Origin of the sequence: Micromonospora sp. NPDC049301, from assembly GCF_040678715.1 — a bacterium.
Taxonomy (GTDB): domain Bacteria; phylum Actinomycetota; class Actinomycetes; order Mycobacteriales; family Micromonosporaceae; genus Micromonospora.
In genome coordinates this window covers 71,450-90,437 of record NZ_JBFAQO010000012.1, presented here as the reverse complement: position 1 = coordinate 90,437, position 18,988 = coordinate 71,450, and the positions used below count along the sequence as shown (strand labels likewise).

Below are 18,988 nucleotides of genomic sequence, written 5' to 3'. Positions count from 1 at the left end.
GGTCAGCCGGCCAGCACCACCTGAAGCTCCTGGCGGCGGCGCTCGGCCAGGTCGGCGAGCAGGGTCGGCGCCTCGTCGAACGGCACCACCGCCGAGACCATGTGCTTGCGGATGACGTCCCCGTACGCCCGCAGCAGGTCCACGGTCTCGGCGGAGAGCCGCTCCCGGTCCCAGGTCGGGGCGAGCCCACGCGGCACCCGGCCGATCTGCGCGCAGCGCAGCGACAGGCCGTTGTGGTGGAACTCCTCGCCGAGCCGGACCGCGTCCGCGCCGCCCTGGTAGAAGGCGAGGTCGATGACCGTGCCCTGCGGTCGCAGCAGCCGCAGGGCGAGCTGCAACGCCCACGCCTGCCCCCGGCACTGGAACACCACGTCGGCGCCCCGGTCACCGGCGGTGTGCGCCCACCGCGTCTTGAGCACCGCGGCCGGGTCGTCCGCCTCCGGGTCGAGCGTCTCCAGGCCGAGTGCCTCGGCGACCTGCCGGCGCTGCGGGGTGGGGTCGAGGACCACCACGGACGCGGCGCCGTGGCGTCGGGCGAACAGCGCGGTCAGCAGCGCCACCACGCCGGCACCGACCACCGCGACCCGCCGCCCGCGCACGCCGTCGCCGAGCGAGCGGACGTCCGTGCCGTGCAGGTCGGCGGCGGCGTGCAGCAGACCGTTGGCGCAGATCGGGCCCATGTGCGCGACGTAGACGCCGAGCAGCGGGTCCAGGTCGTCGGGCAACGGCACGAACCGCTCGGCGACCGGGTCGGCCAGCCAGCCGGTGCGGTGTCCGTAGGTCATCGCACCGACCGTGCCCACCGCGACCGCCGGGGTCGCGCTCTCCACCACCCGGCCGACCTGCATGTATCCCAGCCGGGTCACCGGGTACGGGGTGCTCGCCGAGCCCGGCTGGAACAGCCCGAGGTCGGCGTTCCAGGTGACGTTCAGGTAGGGATTCGTGCCCTTGACGTAGCTCAGTTCGGTGCCGGCGGAGACGCCGCTGAACAGCGTCTCGACCCGGAAGGTGCCGGGGCGCAGCGGCTCGGCGTCCTGCTCCACCAGCTCGACCTGGCCGGGCCCGGTGACCACCACGACCTTGTCACGCATCGACGGTCACCCCCGTGCTGTGCAGCGCCGTGCCGCTCGCCGTGGCGAGCCGCACGGTCTGGCCGGTACGCGCCGAGTCGGCCACCGCGAGGGCCAGCCGCTGGGTGCCCAGCGCCTCGGCGTACGGGACGCGCACGTCGTCGCCGACGCCGCGTACCGCGTCGACGAAGGCGCGGTCCACGGCCACCCGGGCAGCCTCCGGGTCGGCCGGAACGTGCCGCTCGCCGTCGGCGTCGCAGATGGTGAGGCCCTCCTCGGTGAGCGACAGCGCCAGCCCGTCGGCGAGGATCTCCAGCCCGGCGCGGTGCTTCCAGCCGAGCACGCAGGCCGCGCTGAGGGTGCCGACCGCGCCGTCGGCGAAGCGCAGCACGGCGGTGGTCACCGAATCGATGTCCGCGCCGTCCACCGGCGGCGGCGTGCCGTTGCCGTAGGCGGTGACCTCGGTCACCTCACCGACCAGCGCCCGGATCAGGTCCAGCACGTGGGCGGCCTGCTCGACCACCGGGCCGCCGGAGCGGTCCCGCCGCGACCACCAGGCCACCGGCGGCACCTTGTCCAGCCAGGAGCCGCTGACCATCCGCACCGAACGGCCGGCGAGCAGCCCGCGGGCCTCGTCGAGGACGCTCAGGTACCGCCAGTGATGCCCGACGGCGGTCCGCAGACCACGGCGGGTCACCTCGTCGGCGATCCGTTCGGCGGTGGCCAGGTCGACGGCGACGGGTTTCTCCACGAACATCGGCAGCCCGGCGTCGATCACGGCCTGCTCGGCCGGGCCGTGCGCGAATGGAGGCACGCACACGTACACCGCGTCCGGGCCGGCGGCCAGCAGCTCCGCGACGTCGGCGTACGCCTGCGCCCCGTGCTGCGCGGCCAGCGCGGCGGCCGTGTCGGGCACCACGTCGGTCACCCCGATCAGGTCAACGTCATCGAACCCGGCCAGCACCCGGGCATGGCGCTGTGCCACTCCCCCGGCACCGACCAGACCCACCCGGCATATACGCATCCGACAACCCCTTCGAGGACGTTTCATGAGTGCTGGGAGGACTCCCCCGAGCTGTGCGCAATCAAACGTTCATCCCCCGGGAACGCATTGTCGTCACCTCCGTGATCAAGCTGTTGCCCTGGAAACGGTTAGCGCGTGGCGGGGAGTGGGAACAACAACACTCGGTCTTTTCCGCCCACGATTCGGAGGGGTGCCCCGTGCGGGATACGACATCGAGCGTGTCACCGGTGGTGGAGGCGTGGGCCACGTACCGGACAACGTCGGCGGCGGACTGGCCGGCACGCCGGCTGCTGCGTGCCAAGGGAGCGAGCCGGGTCAGCGTGGTGCTGCCGGCGCGCAACGAAGAAGCCACGGTCGGTGCGATCGTGGCGACCATCCGCGAACACCTGATGGATCGGGTCGCCCTCGTCGACGAGCTGATCGTGGTGGATTCGCGGTCGACCGACCGCACCGCGCAGGTGGCCCGGACCGCCGGCGCGGAGGTGGTCAGCCAGGACGAGATGACCCGGGGGCTGCCCCGGCTCGCCGGCAAGGGCGACGCGCTCTGGGCCGGCCTGGCCGCCGCGGAGGGGGACGTGGTGGCGTTCATCGACGCCGACCTACGGGAGTTCCGGCCGCACTTCGTGACCGGGCTGCTCGGCCCGCTGCTGACCGACCCGTCCGTGGATTTCGTGAAGGGCTTCTACCACCGGCCCCTGGTGGGCACCGCCAGCGTCGAGCAGGACGGCGGCGGCCGGGTGACCGAGTTGATGGCGCGACCGCTGCTCAACCTCTTCTGGCCCGAGCTGGCCGGCTTCGTGCAGCCGCTCGCCGGCGAGTACGCCGGCCGGCGCGACGTGCTGGCCCAGGTGCCGTTCGTCTCCGGGTACGGAGTGGAGACGGCGATGCTGATCGACCTGCTCGACCTGGTCGGTCTGGACGCGTTGGCGCAGGTCGACCTCGGTGAACGCAAGCACCGGCACCAGGACACGGCGGCACTCGGCCGGATGTCGGCACAGATCATGCTGACCGCCTGGTCCCGGTTGCAGCGGCGCGGCTGGGCGAGCCCCGGCGTGTCACCGGCGACGCTGCTGACCCAGTTCCGCCGTGGCGGCTCCGACACGCTGCCGAACCTCGACCGCGAGATCGTGGTCAGCGACGTGTCCATCGAAGAGCGCCCGCCGCTGGCCGAGCTGCGCCACCGGGTGCCCCGCCGACGGGTGACAGCCGCGTGAACGCCCGGGCGCTCGCCCCGGGCACCGTCGAACGAAAGGGCCGGGTTCGATGAGCCTCACCGTGCTGATGAACGCCGGCCCGTGGCTGTCCGTGCCACCACCGGGCTACGGCGGCATCGAGAACGTGATCGCCACGCTGGTGCCGGAGCTGCGGCGACTCGGCGTACGGGTGGTGCTCGCCTCGGTGGAGACCAGCACGCTGCCGGTCGACGAGAAGGTGTCGGTGTTTCCCGACGGGCAGTTCGCCGCGCTACAGCGGCCGTACAACCAGGTCTGCGGGATCGCGCAGGCGCACCTGGCCGGGGTGGTCCGCGAGCTGCACGCCCGCGACGACATCGACCTGGTGCACGACCACGTGGAGGCGGTCGGGCTGGCCACCCTCGCCGCGATGGGACCGGCCGGCCCGCCGGCCCTGCACACCCTGCACTGGGACCTGGCCAAGCATCCCGCGCTCTACGGCAGCCTGGACGGCGGCGCGCGGGTCCGCGTCAACGGGGTGTCCGCGTCGCAGCTGGCCCGGGCCCCGCAGGCGCTGCGGGACCACTCGGTGGGGCACGTGCACCTGTCCACCCCGCTCGCGGTGGACGCCGACCGGCGGCCCCGCCCGGAGAAGGGCGACCACCTGCTCATTCTGGGCCGGATCAACCCGGGCAAGGGGCAGGACGTGGGCGCCCGGCTCGCCCACCAGGTCGGGTTCCCGCTGGTGCTGGCCGGGCCGGTCGGCCCGTACCACCGCCCGGCCGAGCTGGCCGCGGCCGGCGACGAGGCCCGGCAGAACCCGGACGTGCGGTTCTTCCTCGACGAGGTGGCGCCGCACGTCGACGGCGACCTGGTCCGCTGGGTCGGCACCGTCGCCGGTCAGGAGCGTGACGACCTGCTCGCCAGCGCCCGCGCGTCGCTGTTCCCGCTGCGTTGGGAGGAGCCGGGCGGCACCGCGGTGGTCGAGTCGCTCGCCCTGGGCACGCCGGTGGTGGCGACGGCCCGGGGGTGTCTCCCGGAGCTGATCGAGCACGGTCGCACCGGGCTGCTCACCGCCGACGAGGAGGAATTGGGTGAGCTGGTGCTCGCCGCCGACCTGCTGGATTCCGACGAGTGCCGTCGGGTGGCCGCCCAGCGGTTCACCCCGGCGGTGATGGCTCAGCGCTACGTCGAGTTGTATCAGCGGGTCCGCCAACTGGCCGGCGCGCCCCGGCTGCAACCGGTCTGAGCGCCGCCGGCGGGTTTGCCGTCGGCGGCAACGGGTAGCCGGCAGCGCTTACGCCCGCCGCGCAGCGAGGAGTCGGTGATGGTCGGACCGATGGCGCACTCCCGGGCCCGGCACAATCCGGCCGACGGCAGGCCACCGGTACGCCGCGCGGCCGGGACGGTGGCGGTGCTGTTCCTGCTGGTCGGCGTACTCGGCTTCGTTCCGGGGATCACCAGCGGCACCTCCGACCTGCGCTTCGCCGGTCACGGTTCGGGCGCGTTCCTGTTCGGCACGTTCCAGGTGTCGGTGCTGCACAACCTGGTGCACCTGCTGTTCGGGGTGGCCGGCCTGGTCCTGGCCCGGACGGTCAACGGCGCCCGGGCCTTCCTCATCGGCGGCGGCGCCGTCTACCTCGTGCTCTGGCTCTACGGGCTCGCCGTGGACCACGACACCGGGGCGAACGTGCTGCCGGTCAACGACGCCGACGACTGGCTGCACCTCGGCCTCGGCGTCGGCATGATCGCGCTGGGCGTGCTGACCGGCCGGGCACGTCCCTGACCGGCCGGACCAGCCGTGACCTGCCTCGCGCGGCCGTAGGTCCGGTTTGACCGTGGTGTGCCCCGGGTAGTTCGCAGATCCCCGACACACCAGGCGAAGTGAGGGCCACATGTCCAGCCGGATCACCTGCGAGCTGTGCGAGACGGCGCCGGTGGCGGTCGTCCGGCTCGCCGGTGCGCTGGACCTGGGCACCATGCGGTCGGTACACCACGCGCTGGACCGGGCGCTGGCCGCTCAACCCGACGCGCTGGTCGTCGACCTCGCCGGGGTCACCGTACGGGACCGGCTGGCGCTGTCCGTCTTCGCCGCGACGGCCCGCCGGGCCGCGGAGTGGCCGGCCGTGCCGGTGGTGCTGTGCGCGCCGCCGGCAGCCGCCGCCCGTTGGCTGGCCGAGTCGACCACGTGCCGGGTCGTCCCGGTCCTGCGGGACTGCGCGGAGGCGACCCGGGTGGCCGGCGCCGCCGCCGCGCCCCGGCTACAGGCCCGACTGGAGCCGGTGGCCGAGGCCTGCAGGCGGGCCCGGGAGCTGGTCGTCGACGCGTGCACGCGGTGGAACGTGCCCGATGCCGTCGGCCCGGCCACGGTGGTGCTCAGCGAACTCGTCGGCAACGTGGTCCGGCACGCCGGCACGCCGATGGAGGTGACGGTGACCCTGCGTCGGCCGTACCTGCACCTGGCCGTGGTGGATGGCAGCCGGGCGGCGGCCCGGCCGGCCGAGGGGGACCTGCGCGCCGAGGGTGGGCGCGGGCTGTTGCTGGTCCGGGAGCTGGCCCAGCGGTGGGGCAGCGTGCCGGCCGGTCAGGGCAAGGCCGTCTGGGCGATGATTCCGGCAACGTGAGCGTTGGAGAGGGTTCCGCCGACCTCCGGCGTTCTGACTGAATTTACCGCTCTGCCCTGGTTTCATGGTCAGAGGGTCGGGTAGGCACACCCGTCCTTTCTGTCGTCACGACGGGGTGAGTAGCCATGCCCAAGCGGGTAACCACGGAACCCGGTCGCGACCGAGGCCCCGCGATCCTCGCGCCGGCCCGCTTCGGGGGCTTCCCCGGGCCACTGCGGCCGTCGATCCATGGCAACTCCCTGATCAAGTTCCTCGCCACCACCGACCACAAGCAGATCGGCCTGCTGTACCTGCTGACCTCCTTCGGATTTTTCCTGGTGGCCGGGCTGGAGGCGATGCTGATCAGGGCGGAGCTGGCCCGCCCCGGGCTGCAGTTCCTCTCCTCCGAGCAGTACAACCAGCTCTTCACCTCGCACGGCGCGGTGATGCTGCTGCTGTTCGCCACGCCCGCCGCGTTCGGGTTCGCCAACTTCATCGTGCCGATCCAGATCGGCGCGCCGGACGTGTCGTTCCCCCGGCTCAACGCGCTGGCCTACTGGCTGTACCTGTTCGGCGGGCTGATGGTGATCGGCGGGTTCCTCACCCCGCAGGGCTCGGCGGACTTCGGTTGGACGGCGTACACCCCGCTCAGCAGCGTCGAGCACTCCCCCGGCGTGGGCGCGAACATGTGGGTCGTCGGCCTGGTCGTCTCCGGGCTGGGCACCATCCTCGGCGCGGTCAACCTGATCACCACGATCCTGACCCTGCGCGCGCCCGGGATGACCATGTTCCGGATGCCGATCTTCACCTGGAACATGCTGTTCACCAGCGTGCTGGTGATCATGGTCTTCCCGCTGCTGGCCGCCGCGCTGCTGGCGCTGTCGGCCGACCGGCTGCTCAACGCGCACGTGTTCGACCCCGAGACCGGCGGCCCAATGCTCTGGCAGCACCTGTTCTGGTTCTTCGGCCACCCCGAGGTCTACATCATCGCGCTGCCGTTCTTCGGCATCATCACCGAGATCATCCCGGTCTTCGCCCGCAAACCGCTCTTCGGCTACACCGGAATGGTGCTCGCCACCATCGCGATCACCGTGCTGTCCATGACGGTCTGGGCGCACCACATGTTCGCCACCGGCCAGGTGCTGCTGCCGTTCTTCAGCATCGTGAGCTACCTGATCGCGGTGCCCACCGGTGTGAAGTTCTTCAACTGGATCGGCACCATGTGGAAGGGACAGCTCACCTTCGAGACGCCGATGCTGTTCTCCATCGGCTTCCTGGTCACCTTCCTGCTCGGCGGGCTCACCGGGGTGCTGCTGGCCAGCCCGCCGGCGGACTTCCACACCCACGACACCTACTTCGTGGTGGCGCACTTCCACTACGTCGTCTTCGGCACGGTGGTCTTCGCGCTGTTCGCCGGCTACTACTTCTGGTGGCCGAAGATGACCGGGCGGCTGCTCGACGAGCGGCTCGGCAAGCTGCACTTCTGGACGATGTTCATCGGCTTCCACGGCACCTTCCTGGTGCACCACTGGCTGGGCAACGAGGGGATGCCCCGCCGGTACGCCGACTACCGGCCGACCGACGGTTTCACCACGCTGAACACCATCTCCAGCATCTTCGCCTTCATCCTCGGCCTGTCCACGCTGTTCTTCATCTACAACGCCTGGAAGTCCTGGCGGTACGGGGCGATGGTGACGGTGGACGACCCGTGGGGCTTCGGCAACTCGCTGGAGTGGACCACCACCTGCCCGCCGCCGCTGCGCAACTTCGACCGGATGCCGCGGATCCGTTCCGAGCGGCCGGCGTTCGACGCCAAGTACGGCCCGCTCGTCGCGGACCTGGGCCGGGACCTGCCACAACGGACGACGAAGCCGCCGCAGCAGTTCGCCGAGGAGCTGCGGATGGAGCACCACGTGCCGGAGTCGCCCGCCGCCGAGGGCGCGCACGGCGCCCGCGAGGCGAGCGAGTACCAGCCGGCGGCGCAGTCCGGTGCGCGACCGGTGGACGTGCCGGAGCCCGAGGGCGTCCGCCGGCCGAGCTTCGAGGAGAGCGACGCGCCCGAGGACCGGGAGGGCGCGCCGAAACCGCACCAGCGCTGGCGGCACCCGCACAGCGACGGCGACCCCGAGGAACGCTGATTGGGCGTACGCGCCGACGAGGGCCGACACCCGGTGGGGTATCGGCCCTCGTGGCGTACGGTCGCGCTCAGTCCCGCGCGGGTGCCAGGCCGGCGGCGGTCAGCGAACGGCGTACCGCGGGCTGGACCCGGGTCAGCCGCAGCGGCACCCCGGTCCGGGCGGCCGCGTCCCGCCCGGCCATCAGCGCGGCGATCCCACCGGCGTCGAAGCCGCCCGCGCCGACCAGGTCGACGACCACCTCGCTCGGCTGGCCGGTCACCGCCTCCAGCATCGCCCGGCGCAGCTGGTCCGCCCCGTCCCGGTCGACCTCGCCGCCGACCTCGACGACCACCCGGTCGCCGTTCTGCTTGACCGAAATCCGGGTCTTGCCCGGGTCCGGCTCGGCGGCGCCGTTCTGCCAGGGCGGCGGTGCGTCGGCGAGCATCGCCTGCCGCAGCCAGGTCAGTGCCCGCGACAGCAGCCGGGACACGTGCATCTGCGAGATCCCGAACCGGGCGGCGATCTCGGCCTGGGTCTGGTTGCCGTAGAAGCGCATGGCCAGGATCCGCCGCTCCCGCCAGGGAAGGCGGTGCAGCAGGCCGCTGACGGTCACCCGGTCGTCGACCGATTCCAGCGCGTTGTCCGATTCGCCGACCAGGTCGCCGAACTCCGCCGAGCTCTCGCCGCCCACCGGGGCGTTCAGTGAGGCGGGGCTGTATCCGGCCGCCGATTCCAGCGCGGCGAGGATCTCCTCCTCCGGTGTCTCCAACCGTTGGGACAGCTCCGCGACGGTGGGCGCTCGGGACAGCTCACTGGTCAACGCGGCGGTGGCCTGGCCGACCTCCAGGATCAGGTCGCGCAGCCGGCGGGGCACGTGCACACCCCAGGTGCGATCCCGGAAGTGCCGCTTGATCTCGCCCACGATGGTGATCGCGGCGTACGCGGTGAAGGAGCCCCGTTCCGGGTCATACCGGTCGACGGCGTTGACCAGCCCGAGGCGGGCCACCTGCTCCAGATCCTCCAGCGGCTCCCCGCGCCCCCGGTACCGGCGGGCCAGGCGGCCGGCGAACGGCAGCGCGAAGCGGACCAGGTCGTCCCGTGCCTCCTGCCGCCGCTCCGGCGGCAGCCCCTCGATTCGGGCCGCGTACGCCAGCGCTGCCGCGTCGAGATCCTCCAGACCTCGATCGGTGGGTGGTGGTGTGGTCGTGGTCGTGCTCGTCTGTCCGAACATCCGCGCCTCCCTCAGGAAGGTCCCCCGCCCGGATCGGGAAACCGGTCGTGCGCGTGGTCGAGCCACGCACCGGGCCGGAAAAGTGGGTCAGTGACTGGGATGCCAGCGGGCGACAACGCCTCTGCGCAGCGCAATCAGGCCGTCGCAGTCAGCGATGTTCCCGCTCCGTAGGTACTCAATCACGGGACCCCGGGTTCGCGAGGATGTTTCGGCGTGCTCCGTCTCAGGAGATCAGCAACCCCTGGTGGCCGCCGCTGTCCTGAAGCACGGAGAGCGCCTCGGCGGCCCCCAGCGGGGGCGGTGTGGGCAGGTCGTACGGCTGGGCGCGGAGCACCTCGGTGGCCCGGCGGGTGGGCACCGAGGAGACCGGGTAGCCACGGGCGGCGGTCCGGTCCAACGCCCGACGGCGTCGGCCGAACCCGGCCACGGCCAGCCACTGCGGCAGCCCGGCCAGGGCGGGCGAGCGCACCCCGGGCGGCTCGGGCAGCACGTCCACCGAGCTGAACGTCTCGCTGCCGGCCAGCCACCACTCGGCCTCGTCGACGCTGCGCCGGGTGGCGTTCTCGCACCAGTACGGCACCAGCCCCGCCCGCACCACCTGCCACGGATCGAGCAACCGGCCGCACTCCACCACCAACCGGTTACCGGTCTTGCCGGCGCCGCGCAGCCAGTACCGGTACAGGTCGGCCACCCCGGCGCTCAGCGCGGCCGGACGCGGCACCAGGACCCGGTGCAGCGGGTGCTCCCGGCGGGCCGCCCAGTCCCGTGCGGCCAGCTCGAAGCCCGAGTCCACGCCGTGCTCGGCGTTGCCCGACGGGACGGACATCTCCGGAGGCTCCCACCGGGCGGCGTCCCCGCCGACGGAGCGCAGCACCTGCCGCAGCGCGTGGCTGTCCGGGTGGAAGTCCACCGGGTCCAGCCCGCTGGCCGGGCAGCCGACCTGGAAGCTGTGCCCCGGGGCGTGCTCCAGCACCGGCCAGGTCCGCGCGTCGCGCACCAGCAGCACCGGTGCCGCGGGGGTCAGCCGGTCGGCCAGGAACTGCGTGTAGGCCGCCGGCAGGGCCCGCCAGCGGGCGGCCAGCGACACGGTCACCCCGGTCAGCGGGCCACGGCTGGCCGGGCAGTGCACCTGGCGCAGATGCAGATCCGGGTTCCCGGCGAGCAGTCGGGAGGCGAGCGCGGCGCCGTGCTCCAGCGCCGCCCCCGGACGGTCCACCGCGCCGCCCGTCCAGTGCACGGTCATGTCGAAGCCGGCCGGCAGCCACGGCACACCGAGTGCCACCGCCAGGTGCGCGGCGGAGCCGTGCGGTGAACCGATCAGCACGCCGGGGTAGCGCTGGCGGGGGTACTGGTCGACGAACCAGCGGGCGACGCGGGCACCGTCCACCTCGTCGACCTGGGCCATTGTGAGCGCGACCCGGCCGGCGGCCCGGCCGACCGCGGCGCGGCGGACCGGCTCGGGGGCGCCGGGGAACCGCGACACCGGGCCGGTGTGCCCGAGGTCGGCGCAGTCCAGGCCGCGCAGCGCGCGGGCGGTGGCGGCGACCAGCACCCGGGCCGCGCTGCCCACGGCCACGACCCGGTCGCCGGCCAGACCGGCACCCTCGGCCGTGAGCCCCTTGTGCACCTTGTGCACCGGCCCCACCTTGCCTCGTTCGCTCACCACGCGGCCCGGCTTCCCGTCCCGATGGGGTTCAAACGGGGCATCACCCACCCGGCGGCACCAATCCGCTGGTCGGCGGGGGACCCCGGTCACGACCGGCGTTCGACGACGATCCGCCGTGGGCGGCGGGAGCGGGCCGGCGGGGGGCGATCGGGTCGGCCCACCCGGTACGGCGGGCCGGGGTTTCGCCGGGGGCAGGGCGGGCATTTCCGGGCTCATGCGCACCGAGGACGCGAGCGAGCCCGCCGCCGCCACGATCACCCCGTACCAGGACGGACCGCTGCTGGTCCGCGGCGACTTCGCCCTGGTCACCCCGGACGGTGAGCGCATCGACGCCCGCCGCGGCACCGTCGCGCTGTGCCGGTGCGGCAGGTCGGCGCTCAAGCCGTTCTGCGACGGCACCCACAAGATGGTCAACTTCCGCGCAGGCACCGCCCGGGAGGGGTGATCCTCCTCGGGTCAGGCGACGCCGGCCAGCGGTCCCATGGCAACGGACGGGGTCGCGGGCAGCGACACGGTCAGCGCGGTGGGCGCGCGCAACGAGCTGCGGCCGGCGGCCCAGCTGTCCAGCAGGTGCCCGGCGAAGAGCCGGTCCACCGCGAGCGCGGCCGCCGCGCCGAAGAGCACGTCACCGGCCAGCTCCGGCTCGACACGGACGAGGCCGCCGCACAGGTCGTGCGCGGCGATCTGCTCGTGCACCGCGTCGGCCTCGACGTGCTCGTCGTAGAAGCGGGTCGCCACCTCGTCCAGGCCGAGGCGGCGCAGCCCATTGCCGTAGCGGCGGTTCGGCACCGACGAGGTCATCTCGAAGGCGGCCAGGTGACCCAGCAGCGCGCCGCGCAGGCGTCGGTGCAGCCCGAACAGCGACATCAGGTTGTTGGTCGCGAGCGTCACGGCGGGCACCACGTCGAGGTGGGCGCCGTAGTCGGTGTCCAGGCCCAGCCGGTCGAGCGTGCGCCGGAACAGCTCGGCGTGCATCCGGTCCAGCCGGCCGCCGCCGTACTCGTCGGTCTGGATCTCGACCAGGGCGGCCTTCGCCGGGCCGCCGAGGCGGGGCAGGGCCCAGCTGTGCGGATCGGCCTCGCGCAGGTGGTAGACCGAGCGGTGGGCGACGAACTCGCGGAACTGGGCGAGTTCGGCGCGCCGCTGGAGGGTGGCGGCCAACGGCGGCCCGTCGTCGGCCGCGACCATCTCGGCGAGCCCCGCCGCCACCCCGGCGGGCGGCACCGGCGGCGAGCCGGCCAGCCGGCGCAGCGCCGCCTCGAAGGGCCGCTCGGCGCGCGCTCGCAGGGCCAGCAGCGTCGGCTGCCACTCCCAGCCCTCATCGACTCCCCGCCAGCCCCGGTAGTGCAGCTCGTAGCAGAGGAACAGGGTCAGCTGGAGGTCCTCGTCGGCGAGCGGGTCCGCCGGGTCGAGATCGGCGCCAAGAGTGGCCGGCAGGTCGTGCGGCGGACGCCGCAGCGCCCCCGCCACCGCCGCGGAGAGCGGTCCGCGCGGCTGCGGTAGGGGCGCGGGACCGTAGCGGCGGTCGGCGGGCTGCGGCATGTGACCTCCAGCGTTCTCGGGCCGCTACTGATGCCCCGGCGGGCTGGGCCTAAACGAGGCCCTCCGCGTTCACCGTGAGTTCCACCTGCTCGCGGACCCGCCGGGCGGCCTCCCCATCGGCGTACAGGCCGCGCAGGTCGGCGAAGGCGGGCTCCGGCGGCGCCAGTGGCACCGCAGCGTCGACCACCGCCTCCAGCACGCACGGCCGGTTCGCGGCCAGCGCCTCGTCCCACGCCGCACCGACCAGCTCCGGGCGGTCGACCCGGACGCCGTGCAGCCCGAGCAGCCGGGCCCAGCCGGCGTACGGCACGTCCGGTCGGCGTCGCGTCGGGTCCGACGACGTCGGCCGCCCGCCGCCCATGCCGGACTGGTCGCGGTTGTTGAGCACCAGCACCACGAGCCGCGGATCCCGCCACTCCTGCCAGTGGTACGCGACGGTGATCAGCTCGGCGAGCCCGTTGAGTTGCATGGCGCCGTCACCGACCAGCGCGACCACCGGCCGGTCGGGAGCGGCGAGCTTGGCGGCGACCGCGTACGGCAGGGCGCAGCCCATCGAGCCGAGAGTGCCGCACAGCTGCGCGTTCACCCCGGGAGGCAGGACGAGGTGCCGGGCGTACCAGTAGAGGACCGAGCCGACGTCCACCGCGACCGCGCCGACGGGCGGCAGCCGGGAGGACAGCTCCTGGAGCACGAGCTGCGGGTTGACCGGTTCGGCCGGCGCGGCGGCGCGGTCGGCGGCGGCCGCCCGCCAACGGTCCACGGAGTTCTCCACCGTGGCGCGCCACTGCGGGCTGGGCCGGTGGGGCACCCGGGCCAGCAGCGCCCGCAGCGTCTCGGCGGCGTCGCCGACGAGCGGCACGTCGGCCGAATACCGGGTGCCGATCCGCCGCCCATCGATGTCGATCTGCACGGTGCGGGCCTGCCCGGGCATCGGGAAGTAGTCGGTCCACGGGTCGTTCGTGCCCACCATCAGCAGCGTGTCGCAGCCGCCCATCAGCTCGGCTGCGGCCGAGGTGCCGACCGCGCCGAGCACCCCGGTGTGGAACGGCAGCCGCTCGTCGAGCACCGGCTTGCCGAGCAGCGAGGTGGCCACCCCGGCGCCCAGCCGATCGGCCAACTCGATGATCTCGTCGGCCGCGCCCCGGCCACCCTGGCCCACCAGGATCGCCGTGCGCTGGCCGCCGCCGAGCAGCTGCGCGGCGGCGTCGAGGTCCATCTCGTGCGGCAGCACCCGGGCCAGCGGCACGCCCGGGGTCGCCGAGATCACCCCGACGGACTGCGGTTGCAGGTCGGGCACCACGGCCTCCTGCAACTGCCGGGGCAGCACCACGCAGGTCGGGCTGCGGGTCGCCGCCGCCGTGCGGAACGCCTGGTCCAGCAGCGCCGGTACGTCCTCGGGCCGGCGGCCGTACTGCATGAACTGGTTGCACACGTCGGCGAAGAGCCGGCTGAGCCCGATCTGCTGGTGGGCGCCGCCGAGCGGCCCGGAGATGTCCTCACCAATGATCGCCACCACCGGCGTGCTGTCCAGCTTGGCGTCGTAGAGGCCGTTGAGCAGCTGCACCGCGCTGGGTCCCTGGGTGGCCAGGCAGACCCCGATGCCGCCGGTGAACTTGGCGTGCCCGGTGGCCATGAACGAGGCGGTCTCCTCGTGCCGGGCCGGGACGAACGCCGGGTCGCCGCCGGTGCGGTCCAGCGCCTCGACCAGCGGGGCGATCGCCTCGCCCGGGTAACCGAAGGCGCGCGGCACCCGCCAGGCCAGGAGCCGTTCCACCACCAGGTCGGCCACGCTGCGCTCAGCCATTGCCGCGCCCGGGCGTGCTGGGGTCGACGTAGCGCAGCACCGCGCCGACGCCCTCGGTCAGCTCGGGCGCCTCGTCCGGGCCCAGCACGGTCAGTGCCGCGTCGGTGCCGACCAGCGCCCGGACCAGCGCCGCGTCCGCGCGGACCCGCTGCGGGTCGTCCACCGACATCGCCGCCAGCTGCCCCGGGTCGACGGCGATCTCGGTCGGCTCCGGCCCGATCCACAGCTCACCGTTGGCCGACGGATCGTCCACGATCAGCATGGTGTCCACCTGGTTGCGTTGCAGTGCCCCGACGACGGCCTCGAGCCCGGCGCCGACGTCCTCCTGCACGCCGAAGCGGTCCAGGGCGGCGCTGATCCGCTGATCGGCGACCTCCGCGATGGTCTGCACGGTGAGGTCGTCCAGCAGCGTCTGGTCGGCGCCGCCGGCCCGCGAGCCCGCGTCGGTACGGACCACCGCGTCCTGCCAGCGCTCGGGCATCTGGGCGGCGATCACCCCGGTGGCTCGGACATCGCCGGCGACCACCACCACGTCGGCGCCGACCTTCTCGGCCAGCTCCACGGTCGCCGCGGTCACGTCGCCGGCGTTGTGGTGCCACGCCTCCATGGCCGCCCGTTGGTAGCGGGACTGGGACCAGCCACCGGGTTGGACCCGGCGCAGTTGGAAGTCCTCCCGACCGGTGATGTGCGCCCGCCGGGGCACCCCGCCCGCGCTGACGGCCACCGCGTCGGCGCCGGTGCGGTCGGCCAGGACCCGCACCCAGGCCACCTGCTCGCCGCGCTGGGCGAGCAGCGGCATCACGTGCGGCAGTGGCGCGTAGCTGGCCAGGTCGCTCAGCGGTGGCGCGGAGAGATACTCGGAGAGCACCACCCGGCCGCGGGTGGCAAAGAGCGCGATGCCGTAGTCCCCGGCCATCGGGTCGTGGCCACGGACCACCCGGTCCAGCGCGGCGACGGTGGCCTCGTCCGCGCCCTGGTCGGTGAGTCGACGCGCCAGGGCACGCCAGCGAAGGGCCAGCGCCTCGTGGGCGTCCTCCGTGTCCGCGGAGGCGTCCATGTACACCGAGCACCACGGCCCGGGTCGGTCGTAGAGCGGGCGCAGGAAGGACAGCTGCATGCTCGACCCCTTTCCAGCTCGGCCCCCCGCTTACCCGGGTCACCCGGGATGTCACCTCGCGGTCGTGAGCCCGTGACCAGGTTTCATTCACGTCACTCAACCGGCGACGCCGATACGATGCGTGAACGGAAGCGGACTCTCGGTGGTGGAGATGGACAGCGGACTCGATACCCGACGGATCGTGCACCCGACGGAGCGGATCGTCACCGGGCGGTTGATCCGCCTGCTCGACGGCTACACGCGCGAGGTGCGCATCGGCCAACCGGTGCTGGTCGCGGTGCTCGCCGCGGCCGCGTTCGCCCGGCTGCCCGCCCTGCTGCTGCGCTCGCTCTTCTCCGCCGGGGGTGGCGGCACACGGCGACGCTGGAAGGAGCTGAAGCAGGGCCCGGAGTACCTGGTCACCCCGGTGCGGCTGCGCAACACCGCCGGCCAGCTCTGCGAGGTGGAGCTGCACGGCCACCTGCCGCAGAGCGCCCTGCACCCGGCCGACCACGTGCAGCTCACCCTGCGCCCGCAACGCGACCCCGAGCTGCCGCCCCGCATCGAGCGGATCGTCAACCTCACCACCGGGCAGCTGCTCACCCCGCGTACCGCGACGCTCTGGTCGCACCTCGGTCCGCCGTTGCTGTTGCAGGCGATGCTGGGCACGCTGCTGCTCGCCGGCGTGGCGGCCTGCTCCGCGCTGACCTGACCGACCGTGCCCGGGTTTCCGGGCCGGGCCGGGTGGGCACCGGCACCCGCATGTTTCCCGGATTCACCCTTGAGGAGATCGACGTCGGGCCGGTACGCCTGCGGGTGCGCCACGGCGGGTCCGGCTCACCGGTGATCCTGCTGCACGGCCACCCCCGCACCCACGCGACCTGGCACCGGGTGGCGCCGCTGCTCGCCGAGCGGCACACGGTGATCTGCCCCGACCTGCGCGGCTACGGCGGCTCGACGAAGCCGGCGGACACCGCCGACCACTCCGCGTACGCCAAGCGGGCGATGGCCCGCGACGTGGTCGCGCTGCTCGACGCGCTCGGCCACGAGCGGGCCGCGGTGGTCGGCCACGACCGCGGAGCGTACGCGGCGATGCGCACCGCACTGGACCACCCGGATCGGGTCAGCCGGCTCGGCGTCCTCGACGGGATCCCGATCGGCGCGGCGCTGACCACCTGCGACGCCCGGTTCGCCGCCCGCTGGTGGCACTGGTTCTTCCTCGGCCAGACCGACAAGCCGGCGGAACGGGTGATCAACGCGGATCCGGACGCCTGGTACGGCGGCTTATCCGCCGAGATGGGCGAGGAGGCGTACGCGGACTACCACCGGGCGATCCACGACCCGGCCACGGTGCACGCCATGTGCGAGGACTACCGGGCCGGCCTCGGCCCCGACCGGGCGGCCGACGACGCGGACCGCGCGGCGGGACGGAAGATCAGCTGCCCGGTGCTGTTCGTCTGGTCCGAACGCGACGACATGGTGGAGCTGCACGGCGACCCGGCGGCGATCTGGCGGGAGTGGGCCGACGACGTGCGGGCGACCTCGGTCGACTCGGGTCACCACATGGCCGAGGAGGCGCCGGAGGCGCTCGCTGCCGTACTCGCCGACTTCCTCGCCGACTGAGCGCTCGGCCGTGGCGGATCAGTGCGACGTGCCGCTCAGCCGACCGGGGCGGCCTCGCGGACCGGTCGGCGGGCGGTGTCGAGCATGCCCCGGCGACTGGCCCAGCGCTCGTAGACCAGGGTGGCGAACGGCGGCACCGCGCAGGCCAGCGCCACGACCGTGGCCAGCAGGCTCCACCGGTGCAGCCGGGCCACCGCCAGCACCAGCAGGACGTACGCGATGAACAGGCCGCCGTGGATCGGGCCGAAGATCTTGACGCCCAGCTCGTTCTCCGGCGGACCGTACTTGACCACCATGCCGACCAGCAGGGCCAGCCACGAGCACGCCTCGGCGATCGCCGCCGCGACGAAGAGCCGGGTCACCTTCTCACGCATTCCCACGCCACCACCTCTCGGCCGGCAATGCTAGCGGTGCGGACCGGGCGTTCCGTCACAGGACCGCGCGGTGCGCGACAGGGATCACCGGGCGCGCAGGTGGGTAGGAAGGGACCATCGGGTCTTCCCCGCCCGCGCGGCGCGTGCGAGGTTAGGGGGACCAGCGGTGACAGGGTGGTGACCATGGGCGAGGATGTCGGCGTACGCACCTTCAGCCGGGAGGACCGGGCCCGCTACCGGGACAAGGTCCGCCGCTGCCTGGACGTCTTCGCCGAGATGCTGCGCGAGTCGCGCTTCGACATCGACCGGCCGTTGACGGGGCTGGAGATCGAGCTGAACCTGGTCGACCAGGAGTCGATGCCGGCGATGCGCAACTCCGACGTGTTGGCAGCCATCGCCGACCCGAGTTTCCAGACCGAGCTGGGCCAGTTCAACATCGAGATCAACGTGGCGCCGCGCCGGCTGACCGGCACCGGCACCGCCGAGTTCGAGGAGAACGTGCGGGCCAGCCTCAACGCCGCCGAGGAGAAGGCCCGCGCCATCGGCGCCCACATGGTCATGATCGGCATCCTGCCGACGCTGCGCCCCGAGCACCTGACCGCAGAGACGCTCTCGCACAACCCCCGGTACGCGCTGCTCAACGAGCAGATCTTCGCCGCCCGGGGCGAGGACCTGCCGATCTCCATCAGCGGGGTGGAACGCCTGGCGGTCACCGCGGACACGATCACCCCGGAGGCGGCCTGCACCAGCACCCAGTTCCACCTGCAGGTCAGCCCGGCGCAGTTCGCCGACTACTGGAACGCCGCCCAGGCGATCGCCGGCATCCAGGTCGCGCTCGGCGCGAACGCGCCGCTGTTCTTCGGCCGCGAGCTGTGGCGCGAGACCCGCATCCCGCTGTTCCAGCAGGCCACCGACACCCGGTCGGAGGAGATCAAGGCGCAGGGCGTCCGGCCGCGGGTCTGGTTCGGCGAACGCTGGATCACCAGCGTGTTCGACCTGTTCGAGGAGAACGTCCGCTACTTCCCGGCGCTGCTGCCGGTCTGCGACCCGGAGGACCCGGCGCAGGCCCTCGCGGCCGGCGAGGTGCCCAACCTCGCCGAGCTGCGGCTGCACAACGGCACCGTCTACCGGTGGAACCGGCCGGTGTACGACGTGTCGCGCGGCCGGCCGCACCTGCGGGTGGAGAACCGTGTGCTGCCCGCCGGGCCCACCGTGCTGGACACCATCGCCAACGGCGCCTTCTACTTCGGGCTGGTCCGGGCGCTCGCCGAGTCGGACCGGCCGCTGTGGTCGCAGATGTCGTTCAGCGCCGCCGAGGAAAATTTCACCAGCTGCGCCCGGTACGGCATCGACGCGCAGGTCTTCTGGCCGGGCCTCGGCTACCTGCCGGTCACCGAGCTGGTGCTGCGCCGGCTGCTGCCGCTGGCGCACCACGGCCTGGACCGGTGGGGGCTGGATCCGGGCGAGCGTGACCGGCTGCTGGGCATCATCGAGCAGCGCTGCCTGACCGGCCGCAACGGCGCGACGTGGCAGGTGGAGACGCTGCACCGGCTGGAGTCCGCCGACCACCTGGACCGGCCGGCGGCGCTGCGCGAGGTGGTCCGGCACTACGTGACGCTGATGCACACCAACCGGCCGGTGCACGAGTGGCCCATCCCCTGAGCGG

17 protein-coding genes are annotated in these 18,988 nt (G+C 73.3%); 9 read left to right on the top strand and 8 right to left on the bottom strand.

Annotation, left to right across the window (positions count from 1 at the left end; genetic code table 11):
* Positions 1-2 precede the first annotated feature (2 nt).
* Both AB0K07_RS27625 and AB0K07_RS27620 read right to left on the bottom strand, forming a co-directional pair.
* On the bottom strand, positions 3-1,091 hold the full coding sequence (locus AB0K07_RS27625) for a zinc-binding alcohol dehydrogenase (protein ID WP_363759409.1): 1,089 nt from the start codon (positions 1,089-1,091) through the stop codon (positions 3-5).
* Entirely contained in the window at positions 1,084-2,094 is a 1,011-nt protein-coding gene (locus AB0K07_RS27620; RefSeq protein ID WP_363759407.1) for a Gfo/Idh/MocA family oxidoreductase, read from the bottom strand. The genes AB0K07_RS27625 and AB0K07_RS27620 overlap by 8 nt, the downstream gene beginning before the upstream one ends.
* 230 nt (positions 2,095-2,324) lie before the next feature.
* Here AB0K07_RS27620 and AB0K07_RS27615 point away from each other — a divergent pair, with 230 nt between their 5' ends.
* The 5 genes from AB0K07_RS27615 (at position 2,325) to ctaD (ending at position 8,007) form a co-directional block, all read left to right on the top strand.
* Complete coding sequence (locus AB0K07_RS27615) at positions 2,325-3,308, top strand: glucosyl-3-phosphoglycerate synthase (RefSeq protein ID WP_363759541.1); 984 nt, start codon at positions 2,325-2,327, stop codon at positions 3,306-3,308.
* Positions 3,309-3,357: 49 nt separating this feature from the next.
* Complete coding sequence (locus AB0K07_RS27610; RefSeq protein WP_363759404.1) at positions 3,358-4,515, top strand: glycosyltransferase; 1,158 nt, start codon at positions 3,358-3,360, stop codon at positions 4,513-4,515.
* Positions 4,516-4,593: 78 nt separating this feature from the next.
* Positions 4,594-5,052 (top strand): DUF4383 domain-containing protein, encoded by a 459-nt coding sequence (locus AB0K07_RS27605; protein ID WP_363759401.1) that lies wholly within the window; start codon positions 4,594-4,596, stop codon positions 5,050-5,052.
* A gap of 109 nt (positions 5,053-5,161) precedes the next feature.
* Complete coding sequence (locus tag AB0K07_RS27600) at positions 5,162-5,890, top strand: ATP-binding protein (RefSeq protein ID WP_363759398.1); 729 nt, start codon at positions 5,162-5,164, stop codon at positions 5,888-5,890.
* Positions 5,891-6,015: 125 nt separating this feature from the next.
* Positions 6,016-8,007 carry a cytochrome c oxidase subunit I gene (gene ctaD / locus AB0K07_RS27595; RefSeq protein WP_363759395.1) on the top strand — a complete coding sequence of 664 codons (1,992 nt, stop codon included), beginning with the start codon at positions 6,016-6,018 and terminating at the stop codon, positions 8,005-8,007.
* A 67-nt stretch (positions 8,008-8,074) separates the two neighbouring features.
* Here the strand turns inward: ctaD and AB0K07_RS27590 are convergent, their stop codons facing one another.
* Positions 8,075-9,217, bottom strand: coding sequence for a SigB/SigF/SigG family RNA polymerase sigma factor (locus AB0K07_RS27590; RefSeq protein ID WP_363759392.1), 1,143 nt, complete (start codon positions 9,215-9,217; stop codon positions 8,075-8,077).
* A 223-nt stretch (positions 9,218-9,440) separates the two neighbouring features.
* A complete protein-coding gene (locus tag AB0K07_RS27585) occupies positions 9,441-10,853 on the bottom strand; it encodes a hypothetical protein (RefSeq protein WP_363759389.1) in 1,413 nt (470 codons plus the stop codon).
* 244 nt (positions 10,854-11,097) lie between these two features.
* On the opposite strand from AB0K07_RS27585, the gene AB0K07_RS27580 reads away from it, so the two are divergent.
* Positions 11,098-11,328: a CDGSH iron-sulfur domain-containing protein gene (locus tag AB0K07_RS27580; protein WP_363759386.1), complete on the top strand. Its 231-nt coding sequence runs from the start codon at positions 11,098-11,100 to the stop codon at positions 11,326-11,328.
* Positions 11,329-11,339: 11 nt separating this feature from the next.
* On the opposite strand, the gene AB0K07_RS27575 is transcribed toward AB0K07_RS27580, so the two are convergent.
* Genes AB0K07_RS27575 through AB0K07_RS27565 form a run of 3 tightly spaced genes read right to left on the bottom strand, consistent with a single transcriptional unit; the run spans position 11,340 to position 15,346 of the window.
* Positions 11,340-12,425 (bottom strand): iron-containing redox enzyme family protein, encoded by a 1,086-nt coding sequence (locus tag AB0K07_RS27575; RefSeq protein ID WP_363759383.1) that lies wholly within the window; start codon positions 12,423-12,425, stop codon positions 11,340-11,342.
* Positions 12,426-12,474: 49 nt separating this feature from the next.
* Positions 12,475-14,229 carry a thiamine pyrophosphate-binding protein gene (locus AB0K07_RS27570; RefSeq protein WP_363759380.1) on the bottom strand — a complete coding sequence of 585 codons (1,755 nt, stop codon included), beginning with the start codon at positions 14,227-14,229 and terminating at the stop codon, positions 12,475-12,477.
* Positions 14,222-15,346: a Vms1/Ankzf1 family peptidyl-tRNA hydrolase gene (locus tag AB0K07_RS27565; RefSeq protein ID WP_363759377.1), complete on the bottom strand. Its 1,125-nt coding sequence runs from the start codon at positions 15,344-15,346 to the stop codon at positions 14,222-14,224. Before AB0K07_RS27565 ends, AB0K07_RS27570 begins: the two co-directional genes overlap by 8 nt.
* Positions 15,347-15,488: 142 nt before the next feature.
* Here AB0K07_RS27565 and AB0K07_RS27560 point away from each other — a divergent pair, with 142 nt between their 5' ends.
* Entirely contained in the window at positions 15,489-16,037 is a 549-nt protein-coding gene (locus AB0K07_RS27560) for a hypothetical protein (RefSeq protein WP_363759538.1), read from the top strand.
* 50 nt (positions 16,038-16,087) lie between these two features.
* The gene (locus AB0K07_RS27555) at positions 16,088-16,948 is read left to right on the top strand and encodes an alpha/beta hydrolase (RefSeq protein WP_363759374.1); all 861 of its coding nucleotides are present in this window, start codon (positions 16,088-16,090) and stop codon (positions 16,946-16,948) included.
* Between the two features lie 35 nt (positions 16,949-16,983).
* Here AB0K07_RS27555 and AB0K07_RS27550 read toward each other — a convergent pair whose 3' ends face one another.
* A complete protein-coding gene (locus tag AB0K07_RS27550) occupies positions 16,984-17,322 on the bottom strand; it encodes a DUF3817 domain-containing protein (protein WP_363759535.1) in 339 nt (112 codons plus the stop codon).
* A gap of 183 nt (positions 17,323-17,505) precedes the next feature.
* Here AB0K07_RS27550 and AB0K07_RS27545 point away from each other — a divergent pair, with 183 nt between their 5' ends.
* Positions 17,506-18,984, top strand: coding sequence for a glutamate--cysteine ligase (locus tag AB0K07_RS27545; RefSeq protein ID WP_363759371.1), 1,479 nt, complete (start codon positions 17,506-17,508; stop codon positions 18,982-18,984).
* Positions 18,985-18,988 lie beyond the last annotated feature (4 nt).